This window comes from Streptomyces solicavernae (assembly GCF_029968095.1).
In the GTDB taxonomy this organism is placed as follows: Bacteria; Actinomycetota; Actinomycetes; order Streptomycetales; family Streptomycetaceae; genus Streptomyces; species Streptomyces solicavernae.
The window spans coordinates 119,593-135,022 of sequence record NZ_JASCIR010000011.1; the positions used below are offsets into that span (position 1 = coordinate 119,593).

A 15,430-nucleotide genomic window follows, 5' to 3' on the forward strand; every position below is an offset into this window, starting at 1 on the left:
GAACAGGTCGCGCGCCGGGCTCAGGAACCGCTCTTCGTCAACCCGGCCTCCGCGCACGCCGCCGCGTACTTCGGCGTGCAGATGTCCGACACCTGGAGGATGCCGTCCTCGACGACGGTGCTCTTGATGTTCTTGCGGGTCAGAGGCTCCACCACCACCGTGTGCGCCCGGATGTCCCGGTGGGTCGGGCTGTCCACGCGGTCGGAGGTCATCGCCTCGAACTCGATGTCGCGGCCCTGCGAGAGGCGTACCGCCATCTCGGCGGCCGTCGCGGCCTCCTCCGTATAGGGCTTGTACACACTCATGTACTGATCGCCCGTCAGGATTCGCTGTACGGCGGCAAGTTCGGCGTCCTGGCCGGTGACCGGGGGCAGCGTGCCGAGGCCGGAGGACTTCAGGGCCTCGATGATGCCGCCGGCCATGCCGTCGTTGGCGGAGTAGACCGCATCGATGTTCTCGGCGCCGAGCTCGGAGATCGCCTGCTCCATGTGCCGCTTGGCGGTCTCCGGCTTCCACCCCGCGGTGTCGTACGACTTGGCGACCGTCACCGTGAGCCCGAGCCGGCGCAGCGCACCCTTCTTCAGCTGTGCGCTGTTCGGGTCGGTCGGCGAGCCGTTGATCATCACGATCTTGCTCTTCTTCGACGCGTCGTCGCCGAGCGCGTCCAGGATCGACTTGCCCTGGACCTCGCCGACCAGGGTGTTGTCGAAGCCGATGTACGCGTCGATCGGCCCCTCCGCGAGGCGGTCGTACGCGATGACGTGGACGCCCGCCTTCTTGGCGGCCCGCACGGCGGGCGCGATGGCGTGGGCGTCCACCGGGTCCACGACGATCGTGTCCACCCGGTCGGCGACCATCGAGCGCATCTGGCCGCTCTGCCGCTTCGCGTCCCGACCGGCGTTGGCGTACACGACCCGGCCCTTGCCGTGGGTGAGCTCCTCGACCTGCTCCTCGATGATGGGCCGGTCGAACTTTTCGTAGCGGACCGTGTCGTTCTCCGGGAGCAGCAGACCGATCGTCACGTCGTCACCCTTGCGTACGTCCGGGGTGCCGGTGCTCTCGCCTCCGGGCAGCAGCCCGGCGCAGGCCGTGAGCGTGACCAGCTGGACGGATGCGAGGCAGGTCGCGGCCGCGCATCGCATGCGCGTGTTCATGTGGGTGCCTCCCTGGCACGACCGCGACGGTGCGGCCGAATGGAGGGCAGCAAACTCGGTCACTCCACCCGAGTCAAGAGGTGAAGCCACAACGCAATCGAACTGGGTTCGAGCCTTCGCCGGGTGAAAGCGCGGCCCCCGGTGCGGGCCGGTGCGGGCGCTGCTACGGCTGCGGTCGTGCCGACGCCCGCAAGCGCGCCCGGAGTTCGGTGGCCGGCTCGCCCAGGATGATCGCGCTGAGGACGAATTCCAGCATCAGCAGGTCGTACGCGTCGCTCAGCGGCTTGTAGTGCTGCCGGTCGCCCTCGACCACCGCGGCGACGATCCGCAGCCCGCCCTCGGGGGCGGGCCCGAAGGTCGCCTCGTAGATGCCGCGCCCGGTCCAACTGCGGTGCAGGAACAGGGTGTTGCCCTCGGCGAAGGCATTCCACCGCTCATCCATCGACCAGGCGTGACGCCCGCGGCGGATCCGCTCCCACTCGGCCTCCGTCCACACCCGCCCGGGCAGCGGCGACAGCGGCCTTGGTTCGATGATCGGGCGGAGGCGCCGGAACGCGTCGCGGGTGAGGGGCGCGGGCGGGGCGTCGCCGGAGCCGGAACCGGAGCCGGAGCGGGAGCCGGAGTCGGTGTCCGCGTGGGGATCGGGGCGGGGAACGGGGCGGGGGTCGGTGGTCACGGCGTCGATCCTAGGCAGGCGCAACGCGGCGGTCCCGGCCTCCCCGCCCTCGTACGGAGGCAGGAAGACCGGGACCGGGACCTGGACCGGGACTGGGACCGGGCGTCGCGCAGGTTCAGCGCGAGACGGGGATCGAGGGGCGCTCGCCCTCGGAGTCCGCCTTCTCGCCGCCCCGCAGCCACACCGTGCGCTGCGGGAACGGCATTTCGATGCCGGCCGCGTCCAGGGCTTCCTTGGCGCGGCGGCGCAGCTCGCGCGTGACACCCCACTGCTTGAGCGGGGCGGTCTTCACGACCAGGCGTACGACGACGCCGTCCGGGCTCAGCGACTGCACACCCCAGACCGACGGGTCCTCAAGGAGGACACCCTCGTACTCCTTGTCCTCCCGCAGGGCGAGGCCGGTCTCCTCCAGGACGTCGAAGACCTTCTCCAGGTTGGAGTCGTAGGCCACGGACACGTCGAGGACCGCGCGGGCCCACTCCTGGCTGTCGTTGCGGACCCGCATGATCTCGCCGTTGCGGATGTGCCACAGGCCGCCGTTGAGGTCGCGGATCTGCGTGAGGCGCAGGCCGACGTGCTCGACCTCGCCGACGGCCTCGCCCAGGTCGACCGAGTCGCCCACGCCGTACTGGTCCTCGACCATGATCAGCATGCCCGCCAGGTAGTCCGCGACGAGGCTCTGCGCACCGAAACCGATCGCCAGACCGACCACACCGGCGCTGGCGAGCAGCGGGCCGAGGGCGATGCCGATCTGGTCGAGGACCATGGCCAGGCCCATCACGGCGATGACGATGGTCACGATGCTGCTCAGCACCGAGCCGATCGTGCGGGCCCGCTGCTCGCGGCGCTCGTCCGCGCGGGACGCGTCCCGCTGCAGCACCGCGGGGCCGCGGGTGGAGCGGCGGGGCTCGTCGCCCCGCCCGGCGCCGTTGTTCAGGACCCGCTCCACGACGCGGGTGATGGCTCGCCGGGCGAGCGCACGGACCAGCATCGCCCCCAGCACGATCAGCAGGATGCGCAACGGCACGCCCACCAGGGTGCCGAGGTTGTCCTTCAGCCAATCCGGGGCGGCGATCGCCGGGTTGTCGTTGCTGCTCAGGAGGTACGACGCGGACGCGTCGACGGATGGCACGGGGGGACTCCGTTCGATCGGTGGCTGCAGTACTAGCTAGGGGCCCGAACCTATTTATGGGCTCCCGTCGAGGTCAAAAAAGTGTAGAGAGCGCGCACGGGCCGCGTGAACGCATCACGGACCGGACGAACGGGGGCGGGCCAGATGCACGGGGGCGGGCCGGGCGAATGGGGGCGGGCCGGGCGAACGCGGGGCGGGCGGGCTCCCGCAGGCCGTGGGGATTTGAGTCAACCCTCCGAGCGCGATATTCCTTGACAGGAATATTCGTGCAGGTGAATACTCGTGCCCATGGACGCACTCCTCTCCGCCCTGGCCGACCCCGTCCGCTGGCGGCTCGTGGGCCTGCTCGCCGAGCGGCCCCGTTCCGTCGGGGTCCTCGCCCAGCTCGCCGAGGCGCGGCAACCCCAGACCACCAAGCACCTCCAGACCCTGGAGCGGGCCGGCCTCGTCACCGCGCAGCGCACCGGCCAGCGCCGCATCTACACCCTCCGCTCCGCGCCGCTGACCGAACTCGCCGAAGCCCTGACCCGGCTCGCCGACGGCGTGGACCAGGGCGGCGGTGCACACGAGACGTACGAGCGCCACGGGCGCACCCTCGACGTGGAACGCGCCGCGGCGGACCGGCAGGGCTGGGCGGACGGCCGTACCTTCGACTTCCACCGCCCGCTGGCCGGGAGCCCCGGACGGGTCTGGCGCCACCTCACCGAGCCAGACCTGCTCCGCCGCTGGTGGGCGCCGGACGACCTGAGGGTGTCCGAGCTGGTCTTCGAGGCGAGGCCGGGCGGCCGGGTCGTCCTGGAGTACCGGGACGCCGGGGACGCGGACGGCACCGACCTGGTCGCCGGGCGCGGAGCGGGCGTCGTCGAGGAGGTCCGCCCCGGCGAGCGCCTCGCCTACCGGCTCTCCCCGCGCCTGCCCGACGGCTCCGTCGCCTTCACCGCCCACGTCGAACACGCCCTCAGGCCCACCGGGGCCGGGGCCGGAACCGACCTGAACGTGCGCTACCGCATCACCGACAGCACGGTCGACTCCGACTTCGTCGCGGGCATCGAACTCGGCTTCGGCCAGAGCCTCGACAAGCTGGCCGCGATCCTCGCCACGGACACCCCCTAGCTGTCTCCAGCTGCCCCCTAGCCTCGGCGACACCGTCCGGCTGACCGTCGACACCGAGCGCGACGACAACCCTCGCATCGGCCTCCCGGTGACCCGGCTCCGTCGCCTCCGCGCGGCCGCCGAACACGACCTGCTCGCCTTCCACGGTCTCGCCGCGGCCTGGTGCACCGCCCAACTCCCCGAACTCGCACCGGAGTTGACCGGTGCGCTGGCCCGCGCCCTGGCCGTCGGGACGGCGGGCCCCGGCGGCTCCTAGCTCCTGAGGACCACCAGCCGCTGCGTGGCCCGCGTCATCGCCACATAGCGGTCCACCGCACCCTCGATGCCCGTACCGAACGACTCCGGATCCACCAGCACCACCAGGTCGAACTCCAGCCCCTTCGACAGCCCCGGCGTCAGCGACCGGACCCGCGGCCGCTCCGCGAAACCGGGGGCGCCGATCACGCACGCCACCCCCTCCGCGTGCTCGGCCAGCCACGCATCCAGGACCGAGCCGAGCTCGGCGACCGCCCCGTACGTGACGGGAACGCCGCTGCCGCGGACCGACGTCGGCACGTTCGCGTCCGGCAGCGCCTCCCGGATGGCCGGCTCCGCCACCGCCATCACCTCCTGCGGCGTGCGGTAGTTGACGCTCAGCGACGCCACCTCGACCCGGTCGAGGCCGACCCGCTCAAGCCGCTCCTGCCACGACTCCATGAAGCCGTGCCTGGCCTGCGCCCGGTCCCCGACGATCGTGAAGCTCCGCGACGGGCAGCGAAGCAGCAGCATCTGCCACTCCGCGTCGGTCAACTCCTGCGCCTCGTCCACGACGACATGAGCGAACGGCCCGGCCAGTAGGTCCGGTTCGGCGCCGGGCAGCGCGCTCTCGTCGATCAGACTGTCCTGCAGATCCCGGCCGCGCAGCATCGTCACCGCGCCCTCGCCGTCCGCGTCGGCCGCGACCACGTTCTCGATGACCCCCGCCATCCGCTCCCGCTCGGCGGCCACCGCGGCCTCGTGCCGGCGCCTGAGCCGCGACGCCTGCGGATCGCCGAGCCGCTGCCGCGCCGCGTCAAGCAACGGCAGGTCCGACACCGTCCACGCCTGCGGCGCGGCCCGCTGCAGCCTGCGTACGTCCGTCCGCTCAAGCCACGGCGCACACAGCCGCAGATACGCGGGCACCGACCACAAGTCGCCCACCAGATCGGCGGGTTCGAGCAGTGGCCACGCACGGTTCAGGGCCTGCACCAGCTCCCGGTCCTGCCGCAGCACACGACGGAACTGCTCGGGCGGAACACCCTCGTCCTGCTGGTCGAGCAGCAGCGTCACCAGCTCGTCCCAGATCACGTCCCGCGCCTCGTTGTGCGGCGTGCCGGGACCGGGCGCGCGGAACGCCTCGGCCCAGTCGTCTGCCGTGAGGCGTACGTCGGACCAGGGCGTCGTGACGGTCATCGGCTCCGTCGGCGGGTCCTCGTAGAACCGGACGGCCGTCTCGATCGCCCGCACCAACTGCGCGGACGACTTCAGGCGCGCCACCTCCGGATCGCTCTCCTCCGGCGCGCCCGCACCCTCCGCGACGAGATCCCGCACCGTGCACGTCCGCACCCCCTCCTCACCGAGGCTGGGCAGTACGTCCGCGACGTACGCGAGGTACGGCTGGTGCGGACCGACGAACAGCACGCCGCCCTTGCGGTGCCCGAGGCGCGGGTCGGAGTAGAGCAGGTGCGCCGTGCGGTGCAGGGCGACCACGGTCTTGCCGGTGCCGGGCCCGCCGTCCACGACGAGCGCACCTCGCGAACCGGCCCGGATGACCGCGTCCTGGTCGGACTGGAGGGTGCCGAGCACGTCCCGCATCCGGCTCGACCGGCTGCCGCCGAGGCTCGCGAGGAACGCCGACTGGTCGTCGAGCGCCGCATGCCCCTGAAGGCCCTCGGCGGTGAACACCTCGTCCCAGTAGTCCCCGATCCGCCCGCCCGACCAGCGGTAACGGCGGCGGCTGGCCAGGCCCATCGGTTCGGCGTGGGTCGCCGCGAAGAACGGCTCGGCGGCGGGGGAGCGCCAGTCGACGAGCAGTCGGCGCCCCGAGGGGTCGGTGAGGCCGAGCCGCCCGATGTAGACGGGCTCCGCGCCGTCGGCGGTGACGATGCGGCCCAGGCACAGGTCCAGGCCGAACCGCCGCAGCGTGCGCAGCCGGCCGGTCAGCCGGCGCACCTGCACGTCCCGCTCCATGGCCGCCCGGCCGACGCCGCCGGGGGACGTGAGGTGGGCGTCGAGCTGCTCGGACAGCTCGGCGACCGACCGTTCGAGGCTCTCCGACACGGCCGCGAAGTGCTGCTCGTCGGCGGCGATCAGCGCCGGGGCGGCCTTGGCGGACAGGTTCCCCGGCAGGTCGAAAACGCTGGTGGTGGTCAGTGCGGCCATGGTCGGTGAACTCCGGTATCCGCAGGTGGTGGCGTCGGCGGTGGCGTGGGGTGACGGCGTCGGTGGTGGCATCAGGGGAGCGATTCTGAGCCATCGTGGGGGCCTTGCCGCAAGGCCCCCACTGCGCTATACGTTGAGAGTGGCAAGGAGTGGGTATGCCCCCTTGCCCCCACCGGCCTCGCCCCCACCGGCCTCGACCGGACCCCTTCCACCGCAGCCCCCCGTTACGGCCCGGTCACGGCCCGAACGTGGAGTTCACCGTCCTGCCCGGGCCGGTCTCGGCGCCAGGCCCAAGCCCTGGCGCCGAGACCGGTCTGCCGACCGACCGTACGCACCGATCGCGAGAACGGGTGTGCCCCGGTCCGGAAGACTCCGGGACCGGGGCACACCGCTCGACTCACCCGCGTACGTACGGATCAGGCGCCGCTCGCGTCGAGCATCTCCTCGCGCTCCACGATCTTCACGCGCTCACGGCCCTGCGGCTCGCCGAGCGCCTTCTCCGCGGCGTCGAGCCGGTACCAGCCCTCCCACGTGGTGAAGCGCACGCCGCGCTCACCGAGGAACGCCTCGACGGCCTCGGGGGCGGGGGCCGACGGGGTCTGCAGTCGGCCCTCGGCGTGGTCCTCCAGGAGGTTGGCGACGGTCTCGTTGGCGTCGCCCTTCGTATGGCCGATGAGGCCGACCGGACCGCGCCGGATCCAGCCGGTGACGTACGTGGACGACAGGTGCGCGCCGCCCTCCTCGATCACGCGGCCGCCCGCGTCAGGGACGGTGCCGGACGCGACGTCCCAGGGCAGCTTGGGCAGCTCGTCGGAGAGGTACCCCACGGCGCGGTAGACGGCGCTGACGTCCCAGTCGGTCGTCTGCCCCGTGCCCTTGACGTTGCCGGTGCCGTCCAGCTCGGTGCGCTCGGTGCGCAGGCCGACGACCTTGCCGTCCTCGCCGAGGATCTCCTGCGGCGACTCGAAGAAGTGCAGGAACATTTTGTGCGGGCGGTCGCCGACGTCGCGGATCGCCCAGTTCTCCAGGGTCTTCGCGACCATGTCGGTCTGCTTGTTCTTGCGCCGCTCGGCGATCGAGCCCTCGTCGTAGTCGATGTCCTCGGGGTTGACGATGACCTCGATGTTCGGCGAGTGGTCCAGCTCGCGCAGCTCCATCGGGGAGAACTTGGCCTGCGCCGGGCCGCGGCGGCCGAAGACGTGGATTTCCTTGGCGCGGTTGGCCTTCAGGCCCTCGTGGACGTTCGGCGGTATCTCGGTCGGCAGCAGCTCCTCGGCGGTCTTGGCGAGGATGCGCGCGATGTCGAGGGCCACGTTGCCGACGCCGAGGACGGCGACCTTCTCGGCCGACAGGTCCCAGTCGCGCGGCACGTCCGGGTGGCCGTCGTACCAGGAGGCGAAGTCCGCGGCGCCGAGGGAGCCGTCGAGTTCCACGCCGGGGATGCGGAGCTCGCGGTCGGCCATGGCGCCGGTGGAGAAGACCACCGCGTCGTAGAAGGCGCGCAGGTCGTCGAGGTGGATGTCGGTGCCGTACTCGACGTTGCCGAAGAGGCGGACCTGCGGCTTGTCCAGGACCTGGTGCAGGGCGGTGACGATGCCCTTGATCCGGGGGTGGTCGGGGGCGACGCCGTAGCGGATCAGGCCGAAGGGGGCCGGCATGCGCTCGAAGAGGTCGATGGACACCCCCGGTTCGGCAGCCGCCGCGGACTTCAGCAGAGCGTCGGCGGCGTAGATGCCGGCGGGGCCGGCTCCGACAATGGCGACCCGCAGAGGGCGCGGCATGTTCAGGTTCCCTTCGAGTGACGGCTGGGTACTCAAGGGGAAAGCCTAAAGTAAGGCAAGCCTAAGTCGGTAGGCGGGTCCTGTTTATGAGGTCATAAGGCAGGGTTATGGGTTCGCCAAGCATGGCTTTGGGCTCCGAGGTGTCCACCCTAGCCCCTTGAGCAGGCCCCTCCGCCGGCGGTCCTCACCGCACGCCGCCCCCGGCCCACTCGGCGAAGCCCGCCACGTTCCGCGGGCAGCGCCATCTGGAGCGGACCTCATCGGGGTCCGCACCGCTCCCGTCGAGGTCGTCCCACTCGTACTCCGTGCGGCCGGCGAGCAACGACAGCAGCACGTCGAAGGCGAGGGCGTGCGGGCCGCCGTCGGCGTCTCGATCACATCCGGTACGACGAAACGGCCCCCACACGACGAAACGGCCCCCACGACAGTTGTGCTGTCAGGGGCTGACCGACTGCCAGATCCGCTCGGGCAGGGACTCCGTGGCCACGTCCAGATCCACGTCCCCGAGCGTCAGCCAGCGGCGGGCGACCGCCACCACCGGCCCCAGGATCAGCGCCTCGATCAACGGGGCGGGCAGCGCGGCGAGTTCACCGGCTGCCACACGGGCGTCGATCCACTCGGCGACCGGCGAGAGGCGGGCCTCCTGGGAGTCGCGGACGGACTCGATGTCCGCCATCACGTTCTGGTCGGCGGTGGCCGAGTGCAGCAGCCGCGCCGCGTCCGGGTTGCGGCGGACGAACGCGAGGTAGGCGCGCACGATCCCGTCGACGGCGGCCCGCGGACCCGGCGCCTGCGTCAGCGCGGTGACCAGCTCGCCGAGGAGCTGCCCGAGCCAGCGCTGGGCGAGCGCGAGGACCACGCCGTGCATGCTGCCGAAGTGGTGGTAGACGCTCCCCGAACTGACGCCGCTGGTACGGGTCACCGCCTCCACGGTGAGGCCGCCCTCGCCGGAGGCGGCGTAGATCCGCAGCGCGGCGTCAAGGACCTGCTCGACGGTTGCTTCGCCGCGCTTCTGCTTCGGACTCATCTGCGGGGCGTCCTCGGGGGTCGGTGCGGAGTGACGGTGGTGTACGGCGCAGCCGAAGCCTAGAGGACCCTTTCCGGAGAGGTTTGTGCAGGAACAGACACGTGGAGCGGGATCCGGTCAACTGCCGGGTCCGAACTGGCCAGTTGTCGCGCCGTGCCTACGGCTTCCCGCCACGGCCGACGCACACTTCAGGGAGCGGTTGCTGTTGCTGATACGTCGACGACGACCCTGTTCCGCCGACAGCGGAGGACGACCATGAGTGACCTCGACGACGTCGCCCCACGCCTCCTGCGCAGGCTGGAGAGCCGCCACCTCTACCTCCGGGCGCCGGAGCCCGCGCCCGCCGACCCGCCCCACCAGACCGTGATCCAGGTGTGCTGGCAGGACGGCGTCGACGAGTACGGCCTGCCCGTCGGCCACATGATCCGCACCCGCTACCGCCGCGGGCTCATGGGCCGCATCGTCGAACACTGGGCCGCCCACGCGTCGACCACCCCCCACCTCCCCGGCCGCCCCGAGGTCGCCGCCCACCTGCACGACATCAACGACGCCCTGGGCGCGGTCCTTGACCACATCCACCCCCGCTACAGCTAGGCCCTCCCTCCCGGGCCCCATACCTCACCGCCCTGTGCCAGGGTGCCGGGCATGGACTGGCAGTCTGAGAGCCCGCGCCTCTGGGCGTACCTGGAGTCGCTGTACTGCGGCGAGATCCTGACCGGCACGGTCGCCGCGATCGAGCGCATCGGGGTCTTCGTGGCCCTGGACGGCGCCCCGGAGCACCCTGTGTACCCCGGCGTCGGCTTCATCACCGTCCCCGAGCTGACCTGGCGTCACATCGACGCCGTCACCGACGTCGTCGCGGTCGGCCAGCGCGTCACCTGCGAGTTCCTGCAGTTCGACACCCACAACGCCGAGGCCAGGCTGTCCCTCCGCGCACTCCTGCCCGACCCGTTCCTGGCCTTCGCGTACCGCACCGAAGAGGGGCGTGCCCTGCTCGGGACCGTCGACAAGGTGGTCCCCTTCGGTGTCTTCGTCGACATCGGCGACATCGGCGACGGGGGATCGTCGGCCTGGTCCCAAACGAAGGCCACGGAGGCCGCGGAGGCCACGGAGGCCGCGGAGGCCACGGAGGCCACGGAGGCCGCGGAGGCCGCGGAGGCCGCGGAGGCCACGAAGGCCACGAAGACCGCGGCTCCGCGGCGGCACTCCGGCCCGGGGACGAGATGCCGGTGGTCGTCGTCGCCGTGGACCGCCATCGCCGCAGGGTGCTCCTCGCCCGCTCCCCTCACCACGGCACCGATGAGTTCCCCTCCCGCGCACCGTCTACCCCTTGAAACCGTACCGCGCGACCCTTGGAGGTACCCATGAGTGCCAAGGCACTCCCCGACGTCGTCGATGCCGAGACCTGGCAGCGGCACCTCGACGACCTGCGCATTCGGGAGAAGGCCGCGACCCGGGAGCTCGACGCGATCGCCGCGCAGCGGCGCCGTATGCCGATGGTCGAGATGCCCGACTACACCCTGGAGGGCGAGGACGGGCCCGTCCGCCTGGTCGACATCTTCGGGGACAAGTCCCAGCTGATCGTCTACAGCCACATGTGGTTCGAAGGCGAGGAGTGGCAGTGCCCGGGGTGCACCGGCTTCACCGCCCAGTTCACCCGGCAGGAATTCCTCGAACCTTACGACGCCGGTTTCGTGATCGTCACCCAGGGCCCGATCGAGGACGCCCTCGCGTACAAGCGTCGCGTCGGCAACCAGATGACCTGGTACTCGACCGCGAACAGCTCCTTCGGTGCCGACGTGGGCGCACCTCCCGGCGCCGGCTTCGCCCTCAACGTCTTCCTGCGCGACGGCGACACCGTCTACCGCACCTGGCACACCGACGGCCGCGGCGTCGAGCAGCTCAGCCACACCTTCGCCCTGGTCGACACGTTGCCGTACGGGCGTCAGGAGGAGTGGCAGGACGTCCCGGACGGCTGGCCGCAGTCGCCGACGTCCAGCCGCTGGCCCAGCTCCCAGCAGTTCGCCGCCTGGTACGGCCCCGGCGCCGGTGCCTGAGCCGACACCGAGGGCGTGAGCCGACACCGAGTGCGTGAGCCGACGCCGAAGGCGTCACACCCGCGGCACGAGTGACCGCGCCGCCTCCCGCGCATGTGCGAGCGCGCCCTCGCGGTCCGCGCCGCGCAGGCCGAGTACCACGCGTGTGCTCAACCCGTCGAGCAGCGCCAGGAGTTGGGCAGCCGCTGCCGCCGTGTCGTGCGGGGCGAAGCGGCGCTGCCGGACGCCGCGGTCGAGCAGCGCCGCCAGGTCGTCCTGCCAGCCCGCGTCGAGCTCGTCCTGCGGCTCGCGCAGCGCCTCGTCCGCCGGGGTCCGCGCCCACAGCTCGACCCACAGCACCCAGCGCGGATCGCGCGGCCCGAGCGGCAGATACAGGGCCAGAAACCGGTCGAGCTTGCGGTCGGCGGGGATCGGGCGGGCCAGCAGCGCGCGCCGCTCCTCCGCGAGCCGCCCCTCGCTCCAGCGCAACGCCTCCAGGAAGATCCGGTCCTTGCTGCCGAAGTAGTACAGGATATGGCCGCCGCTCATGCCCAGGCGGCGGCCGAGCGAGGCCATCGTCAGCTCCGCCAGGCCGTGTTCGGCCACGGCGGCCATGACCTCCGCCAGGATCCGCTCCGGCGAGGGCCGCCCGTCGCGCTCCCGCGCTCGCACCGTCACCGCGGCGTCCTTCCTCCCGTACGTGCACCACATGGCTGCTGCCTCCCGACCTTATCCGTGCAGCTCCAGGTCTTGACCGCGGCCCTTCCACCCCTCATCTTGAATGACGTTCCAAAAATTTGAACGACGTTCAAGGAGCCTGGAGAGGGCCAGCCGATGACACAGCCGCCGACGACCCAGCGAGAACCGGACACCGGACCGGAAACCCAGCAGGCCCATGCCGACCAGGTGTTCCGGATCGAGACACACGGCATCGAGCCGATCCCCGAGGCCGAGCGCCACGGCAGCGCCAAGGACCTGTTCTGGCTCTGGTTCGGCTCCAACCTCACCTTCACGTACGTGATCAACGGCGCCCTCGCCGTCGCCTTCGGGCTCACCTTCTGGCAGGCCGTCGCCGTGATCGCCGTCGGCGGCCTCGCCTTCTTCGTCATCAGCGCGGCGGGCTACAGCGGCGTCCGCACCGGCACCGCCACCCTCGTCATCTCCCGCGCCGCGTTCGGCGTCCGCGGCAACTGGCCCGCGGGACTGCTGAACTGGGTCGTCTCGATCGGCTACACCGTCGTCAACACCGTGGTCGGCGCCCTCGCCCTCGAAGCGTTCTGCGCCCACCTCGGCTGGACCGGTGCCCCGGCCCGCGCCTTCGCCCTGGCCGTGACCATGGCGCTGACCTTCGCCGTCGCGCTCTGGGGCCACGCCACCGTGCAGTTCGCCGAGCGCTGGATGGCGTACGTCCTCGCCGCCGGCTTCGCCACGCTCCTCGTCCTGCTGCTTCCCGGCACGGACACCGCGGCGAGCGGGCCCGCGCCCGGCGCCGCCGGGTGGAGCCTCGCCTTCGTCGTCGCGCTCGCCGGGCCCTTCTCGTACCTGCCGATGCCCGCCGACTACACCCGCTACCTGCCCGCCCGCACCTCGCTGCGCTCGCTCACCTGGGCCGGTGCGCTCGGCGGCTTCACCTCGTCCGTGGCGCTCGGCGCGGCCGGCGCGGCGGCCGCCACCCAGGCCGACCTCACCGACGCCGTGGCCGGTACGGAGAGCCTGCTGCCCGGCTGGTTCAAGCCGCTGTTCCTCGCCCTGGTCCTTGGCGGCTGCGTCACCAACTCGATCATCACGCTGTACTCGTCGAGCCTGAACCTGCAGGTCCTCGGCATCCCCTGGAGCCGCGCGAAGACCATCGTCATCAGCGCGGCCGTCACCGCGGCGGGCTGCCTCTACGCGCTCTTCCTCACCGACTTCACCACCGCCCTGCTGTCCTTCCTGTCCCTCCTCGTGATCGTGTTCGCGCCCTGGGGCGGCGTCTTCCTCGCCGACATGCTGCTGCGCCGCTGCCGGTACGACACCGCCGCGCTGCACTCCGGAGCCGCGGGCGCGTACTGGTACCGCGGCGGCTACCACCCGGCCGGCGTCGCCGCCCTCCTCACCGGCATCGTGTTCGCCGCGCTGACCTGCGACTCGGAGCTGTGGACCGGCCCCCTGGTCGCCCCTCTCGGCGGCGCCGACCTGAGCCTCGCCTCGTCCCTCGTGGCCGCCCTCGTCCACTGGGCCCTCGCCGCACGTACGGTCACCCCGGCGACGGACTGAAAGAGCCCGCCTTCACCGGTCACACACCACCTTCAGTACCGCAGCAACACCCCACGCACCACCTTCAGCACCCCACGTACCACCTTCAACACCCCACACTGCACCAGGAGTTGACCGCACATGCCCCCGCACGGCCACGCCGCCACCGGAGCCGTCCCCGCCCCCGCCCCCGCCGACCTCGTCCTGCGCGGCGCCCGCATCCACACCGTCGACCCGGACCTGCCCGAGGCGCAGGCCATGGCCGTGACCGGCGGCCGGATCGTCTGGCTCGGCGACGGCGCGGACGCGGCGGAGTGGACCGGGCCGGACACCCGGATCCTCGACGCGGGCGGCAGGCTGGTCCTGCCCGGCTTCATCGACGCCCACAACCACGTCCGCCTCGGCTCCGACGACGCCAGCGCCCAACTCGCCGGAGCCACCACGCTCGCCGAGGTGCACGAGCGCATCCGGGACTGGCGCGCGGCGAACCCGACGGCCGAGTGGATCGAGGGCGAGGCGTTCGACTACGCGGCGCTCGGCGGCGGACGCCTGCCCACCGCCGCCGACCTGGACCCGGTCACCGGCAGCGTCCCCGCCTTCGTCCTCTCCTACGACGTCCACACCGCCTGGCTCAACACCGCCGCCCTGCACCGCCTCGGCATCGGCCGGGACCGTACGGACCTGCCGTTCGGCACGGCGCACACGGACCCGGAGACCGGCGAACCCACCGGCCTGGTCAAGGACTTCGCCGTCAAGGGCCTGTCCCGCGACGGCCACCGGGCGCTCCAGGACCTCGGCGTGCCGTGGGCCTCCGCCGAGCGCCAGTACCGGCGCCTCGCCAAGTCCCTGGACGACGCGATCGGTTACGGCATCACGACCGTGGTCGAACCGCAGAACTCCCTCGACGACCTGGCCCTCTTCGAGCGCGCCCGCAGCGCGGGCCGCCTCGCCTCGCGCCTGGTCGCCGCCCTGTTCCACCCGCGCGGCACGAGCGACGCCGACCTGGACGACTTCGCCGCGGCGGCCCGGCGGCACGCGGACGACCGGCTGCGGGTCGGGCCCCTGAAGCTGTACATCGACGACGTGGTGGAGCCGCAGACCGCGGCACTCCTCGAACCGTACGCGGGCTGCCGGCACCACCGCGGGGACACGTACTACCCGCCCGAGGAGTTCGCCGAGCTGCTCACCAAGCTCGACGCGCGCGGCTTCCAGTGCTTCGTGCACGCCACCGGCGACCGGGGCATCCGCGTGGCCCTCGACGCGTTCGAGCACGCCCGCCGGGTCAACGGGCCGCGCGACGCCCGCCACCAGATCGTCCACGTGGAGTGCCTCGACCCGGCGGACACGGCCCGCTTCGCGGAGCTCGGCGTGGTTGCCTGCATGCAGCCCCGGCACTGCGCCCCGGACGTGGCCGGACCCGGCAAGGACTGGGCGGACAACGTCGGCCCAGAGCGGTGGGCGAAGGCCTGGCCGATGCGCAGCCTGCACGAGACGGGCGCCCGGCTGGCGTTCTCCAGCGACTGGAATGTGGCCGAGATGGACCCCATGACCGGCATCTACACCGCGGTCACCCGCCGCCCTCTCACCGGCGGCGAACCGTGGATGCCGGAGGAGACGGTCGACGTGGCGACAGCCGTGCACGGCTACACGATGGGCTCCGCCTACGCCAACTTCCTGGAGGACGACCGGGGTTCCCTGACCGTCGGCAAGGCGGCCGACTTCGTCATCCTGTCCCGCGACATCCTGCGCGTGCCCGCGGAGCACATTCCCGGGACGGTCGCGGAGACGGTGGTGGTGGCGGGGGAGGTTGCGCACCGGCGGTGAGGAGGCGGTGTCGGCCGGACGAGCGCCTGGGTGACGATGTGGCCTGTCCGGC

General features: G+C 72.1%; 15 protein-coding genes. 7 read left to right on the top strand and 8 right to left on the bottom strand.

What is annotated here, in order from left to right:
• Positions 1-20 precede the first annotated feature (20 nt).
• The 3 genes from QIS99_RS15595 to QIS99_RS15605 form a co-directional block, all read right to left on the bottom strand.
• Positions 21-1,154, bottom strand: coding sequence for a substrate-binding domain-containing protein (locus tag QIS99_RS15595; RefSeq protein WP_282513939.1), 1,134 nt, complete (start codon positions 1,152-1,154; stop codon positions 21-23).
• A gap of 163 nt (positions 1,155-1,317) precedes the next feature.
• The gene (locus QIS99_RS15600; protein ID WP_282513940.1) at positions 1,318-1,830 is read right to left on the bottom strand and encodes a hypothetical protein; all 513 of its coding nucleotides are present in this window, start codon (positions 1,828-1,830) and stop codon (positions 1,318-1,320) included.
• A 115-nt stretch (positions 1,831-1,945) separates the two neighbouring features.
• Positions 1,946-2,962, bottom strand: a complete 1,017-nt coding sequence (locus QIS99_RS15605) for a mechanosensitive ion channel family protein (protein ID WP_282513941.1) — start codon at positions 2,960-2,962, stop codon at positions 1,946-1,948.
• Positions 2,963-3,250: 288 nt separating this feature from the next.
• On the opposite strand from QIS99_RS15605, the gene QIS99_RS15610 reads away from it, so the two are divergent.
• Entirely contained in the window at positions 3,251-4,075 is an 825-nt protein-coding gene (locus QIS99_RS15610) for a metalloregulator ArsR/SmtB family transcription factor (RefSeq protein WP_282513942.1), read from the top strand.
• A gap of 88 nt (positions 4,076-4,163) precedes the next feature.
• A complete protein-coding gene (locus QIS99_RS15615; RefSeq protein ID WP_282513943.1) occupies positions 4,164-4,331 on the top strand; it encodes a hypothetical protein in 168 nt (55 codons plus the stop codon).
• Here the strand turns inward: QIS99_RS15615 and helR are convergent.
• From helR to QIS99_RS15635, 4 genes are all read right to left on the bottom strand, one after another.
• On the bottom strand, positions 4,328-6,475 hold the full coding sequence (helR, locus tag QIS99_RS15620; protein ID WP_282513944.1) for an RNA polymerase recycling motor ATPase HelR: 2,148 nt from the start codon (positions 6,473-6,475) through the stop codon (positions 4,328-4,330). The two genes, QIS99_RS15615 and helR, sit on opposite strands and share 4 nt — an antisense overlap.
• Before the next feature lie 416 nt (positions 6,476-6,891).
• Positions 6,892-8,256 (bottom strand): FAD-dependent oxidoreductase, encoded by a 1,365-nt coding sequence (locus QIS99_RS15625; protein WP_282513946.1) that lies wholly within the window; start codon positions 8,254-8,256, stop codon positions 6,892-6,894.
• A 184-nt stretch (positions 8,257-8,440) separates the two neighbouring features.
• Positions 8,441-8,662 carry a hypothetical protein gene (locus QIS99_RS15630; RefSeq protein WP_282513947.1) on the bottom strand — a complete coding sequence of 74 codons (222 nt, stop codon included), beginning with the start codon at positions 8,660-8,662 and terminating at the stop codon, positions 8,441-8,443.
• Positions 8,663-8,692: 30 nt separating this feature from the next.
• A complete protein-coding gene (locus QIS99_RS15635; protein WP_282513948.1) occupies positions 8,693-9,283 on the bottom strand; it encodes a TetR/AcrR family transcriptional regulator in 591 nt (196 codons plus the stop codon).
• 255 nt (positions 9,284-9,538) lie between these two features.
• Between QIS99_RS15635 and QIS99_RS15640 the strand changes: the two genes are divergently transcribed.
• The 3 genes from QIS99_RS15640 to QIS99_RS15650 are packed head-to-tail and all read left to right on the top strand — an operon-like array spanning position 9,539 to position 11,340.
• A complete protein-coding gene (locus QIS99_RS15640; RefSeq protein ID WP_282513949.1) occupies positions 9,539-9,877 on the top strand; it encodes a hypothetical protein in 339 nt (112 codons plus the stop codon).
• 51 nt (positions 9,878-9,928) lie between these two features.
• Positions 9,929-10,651 (top strand): S1 RNA-binding domain-containing protein, encoded by a 723-nt coding sequence (locus tag QIS99_RS15645; protein WP_282513950.1) that lies wholly within the window; start codon positions 9,929-9,931, stop codon positions 10,649-10,651.
• Positions 10,648-11,340, top strand: a complete 693-nt coding sequence (locus QIS99_RS15650; protein WP_282513951.1) for a DUF899 family protein — start codon at positions 10,648-10,650, stop codon at positions 11,338-11,340. The genes QIS99_RS15645 and QIS99_RS15650 overlap by 4 nt, the downstream gene beginning before the upstream one ends.
• 54 nt (positions 11,341-11,394) lie before the next feature.
• On the opposite strand, the gene QIS99_RS15655 is transcribed toward QIS99_RS15650, so the two are convergent.
• Positions 11,395-12,030 (bottom strand): TetR family transcriptional regulator C-terminal domain-containing protein, encoded by a 636-nt coding sequence (locus QIS99_RS15655; protein ID WP_408909566.1) that lies wholly within the window; start codon positions 12,028-12,030, stop codon positions 11,395-11,397.
• A 123-nt stretch (positions 12,031-12,153) separates the two neighbouring features.
• Between QIS99_RS15655 and QIS99_RS15660 the strand changes: the two genes are divergently transcribed.
• Positions 12,154-13,575, top strand: a complete 1,422-nt coding sequence (locus tag QIS99_RS15660; protein ID WP_282513953.1) for a purine-cytosine permease family protein — start codon at positions 12,154-12,156, stop codon at positions 13,573-13,575.
• Between the two features lie 120 nt (positions 13,576-13,695).
• Positions 13,696-15,378 carry an amidohydrolase gene (locus tag QIS99_RS15665; protein WP_282513954.1) on the top strand — a complete coding sequence of 561 codons (1,683 nt, stop codon included), beginning with the start codon at positions 13,696-13,698 and terminating at the stop codon, positions 15,376-15,378.
• Positions 15,379-15,430 lie beyond the last annotated feature (52 nt).

What these genes read in the sequence shown, in the direction of transcription:
- QIS99_RS15595 (WP_282513939.1), bottom strand. Translation starts at nt 1,154, where the DNA reads ATGAACACGCGCATGCGATGCGCGGCCGCGACCTGCCTCGCATCCGTC.
- QIS99_RS15610 (WP_282513942.1), top strand. Translation starts at nt 3,251, where the DNA reads ATGGACGCACTCCTCTCCGCCCTGGCCGACCCCGTCCGCTGGCGGCTC.
- helR (WP_282513944.1), bottom strand. Translation starts at nt 6,475, where the DNA reads ATGGCCGCACTGACCACCACCAGCGTTTTCGACCTGCCGGGGAACCTG.
- QIS99_RS15625 (WP_282513946.1), bottom strand. Translation starts at nt 8,256, where the DNA reads ATGCCGCGCCCTCTGCGGGTCGCCATTGTCGGAGCCGGCCCCGCCGGC.
- QIS99_RS15635 (WP_282513948.1), bottom strand. Translation starts at nt 9,283, where the DNA reads ATGAGTCCGAAGCAGAAGCGCGGCGAAGCAACCGTCGAGCAGGTCCTT.
- QIS99_RS15640 (WP_282513949.1), top strand. Translation starts at nt 9,539, where the DNA reads ATGAGTGACCTCGACGACGTCGCCCCACGCCTCCTGCGCAGGCTGGAG.
- QIS99_RS15645 (WP_282513950.1), top strand. Translation starts at nt 9,929, where the DNA reads ATGGACTGGCAGTCTGAGAGCCCGCGCCTCTGGGCGTACCTGGAGTCG.
- QIS99_RS15650 (WP_282513951.1), top strand. Translation starts at nt 10,648, where the DNA reads ATGAGTGCCAAGGCACTCCCCGACGTCGTCGATGCCGAGACCTGGCAG.
- QIS99_RS15655 (WP_408909566.1), bottom strand. Translation starts at nt 12,030, where the DNA reads ATGTGGTGCACGTACGGGAGGAAGGACGCCGCGGTGACGGTGCGAGCG.
- QIS99_RS15660 (WP_282513953.1), top strand. Translation starts at nt 12,154, where the DNA reads ATGACACAGCCGCCGACGACCCAGCGAGAACCGGACACCGGACCGGAA.
- QIS99_RS15665 (WP_282513954.1), top strand. Translation starts at nt 13,696, where the DNA reads ATGCCCCCGCACGGCCACGCCGCCACCGGAGCCGTCCCCGCCCCCGCC.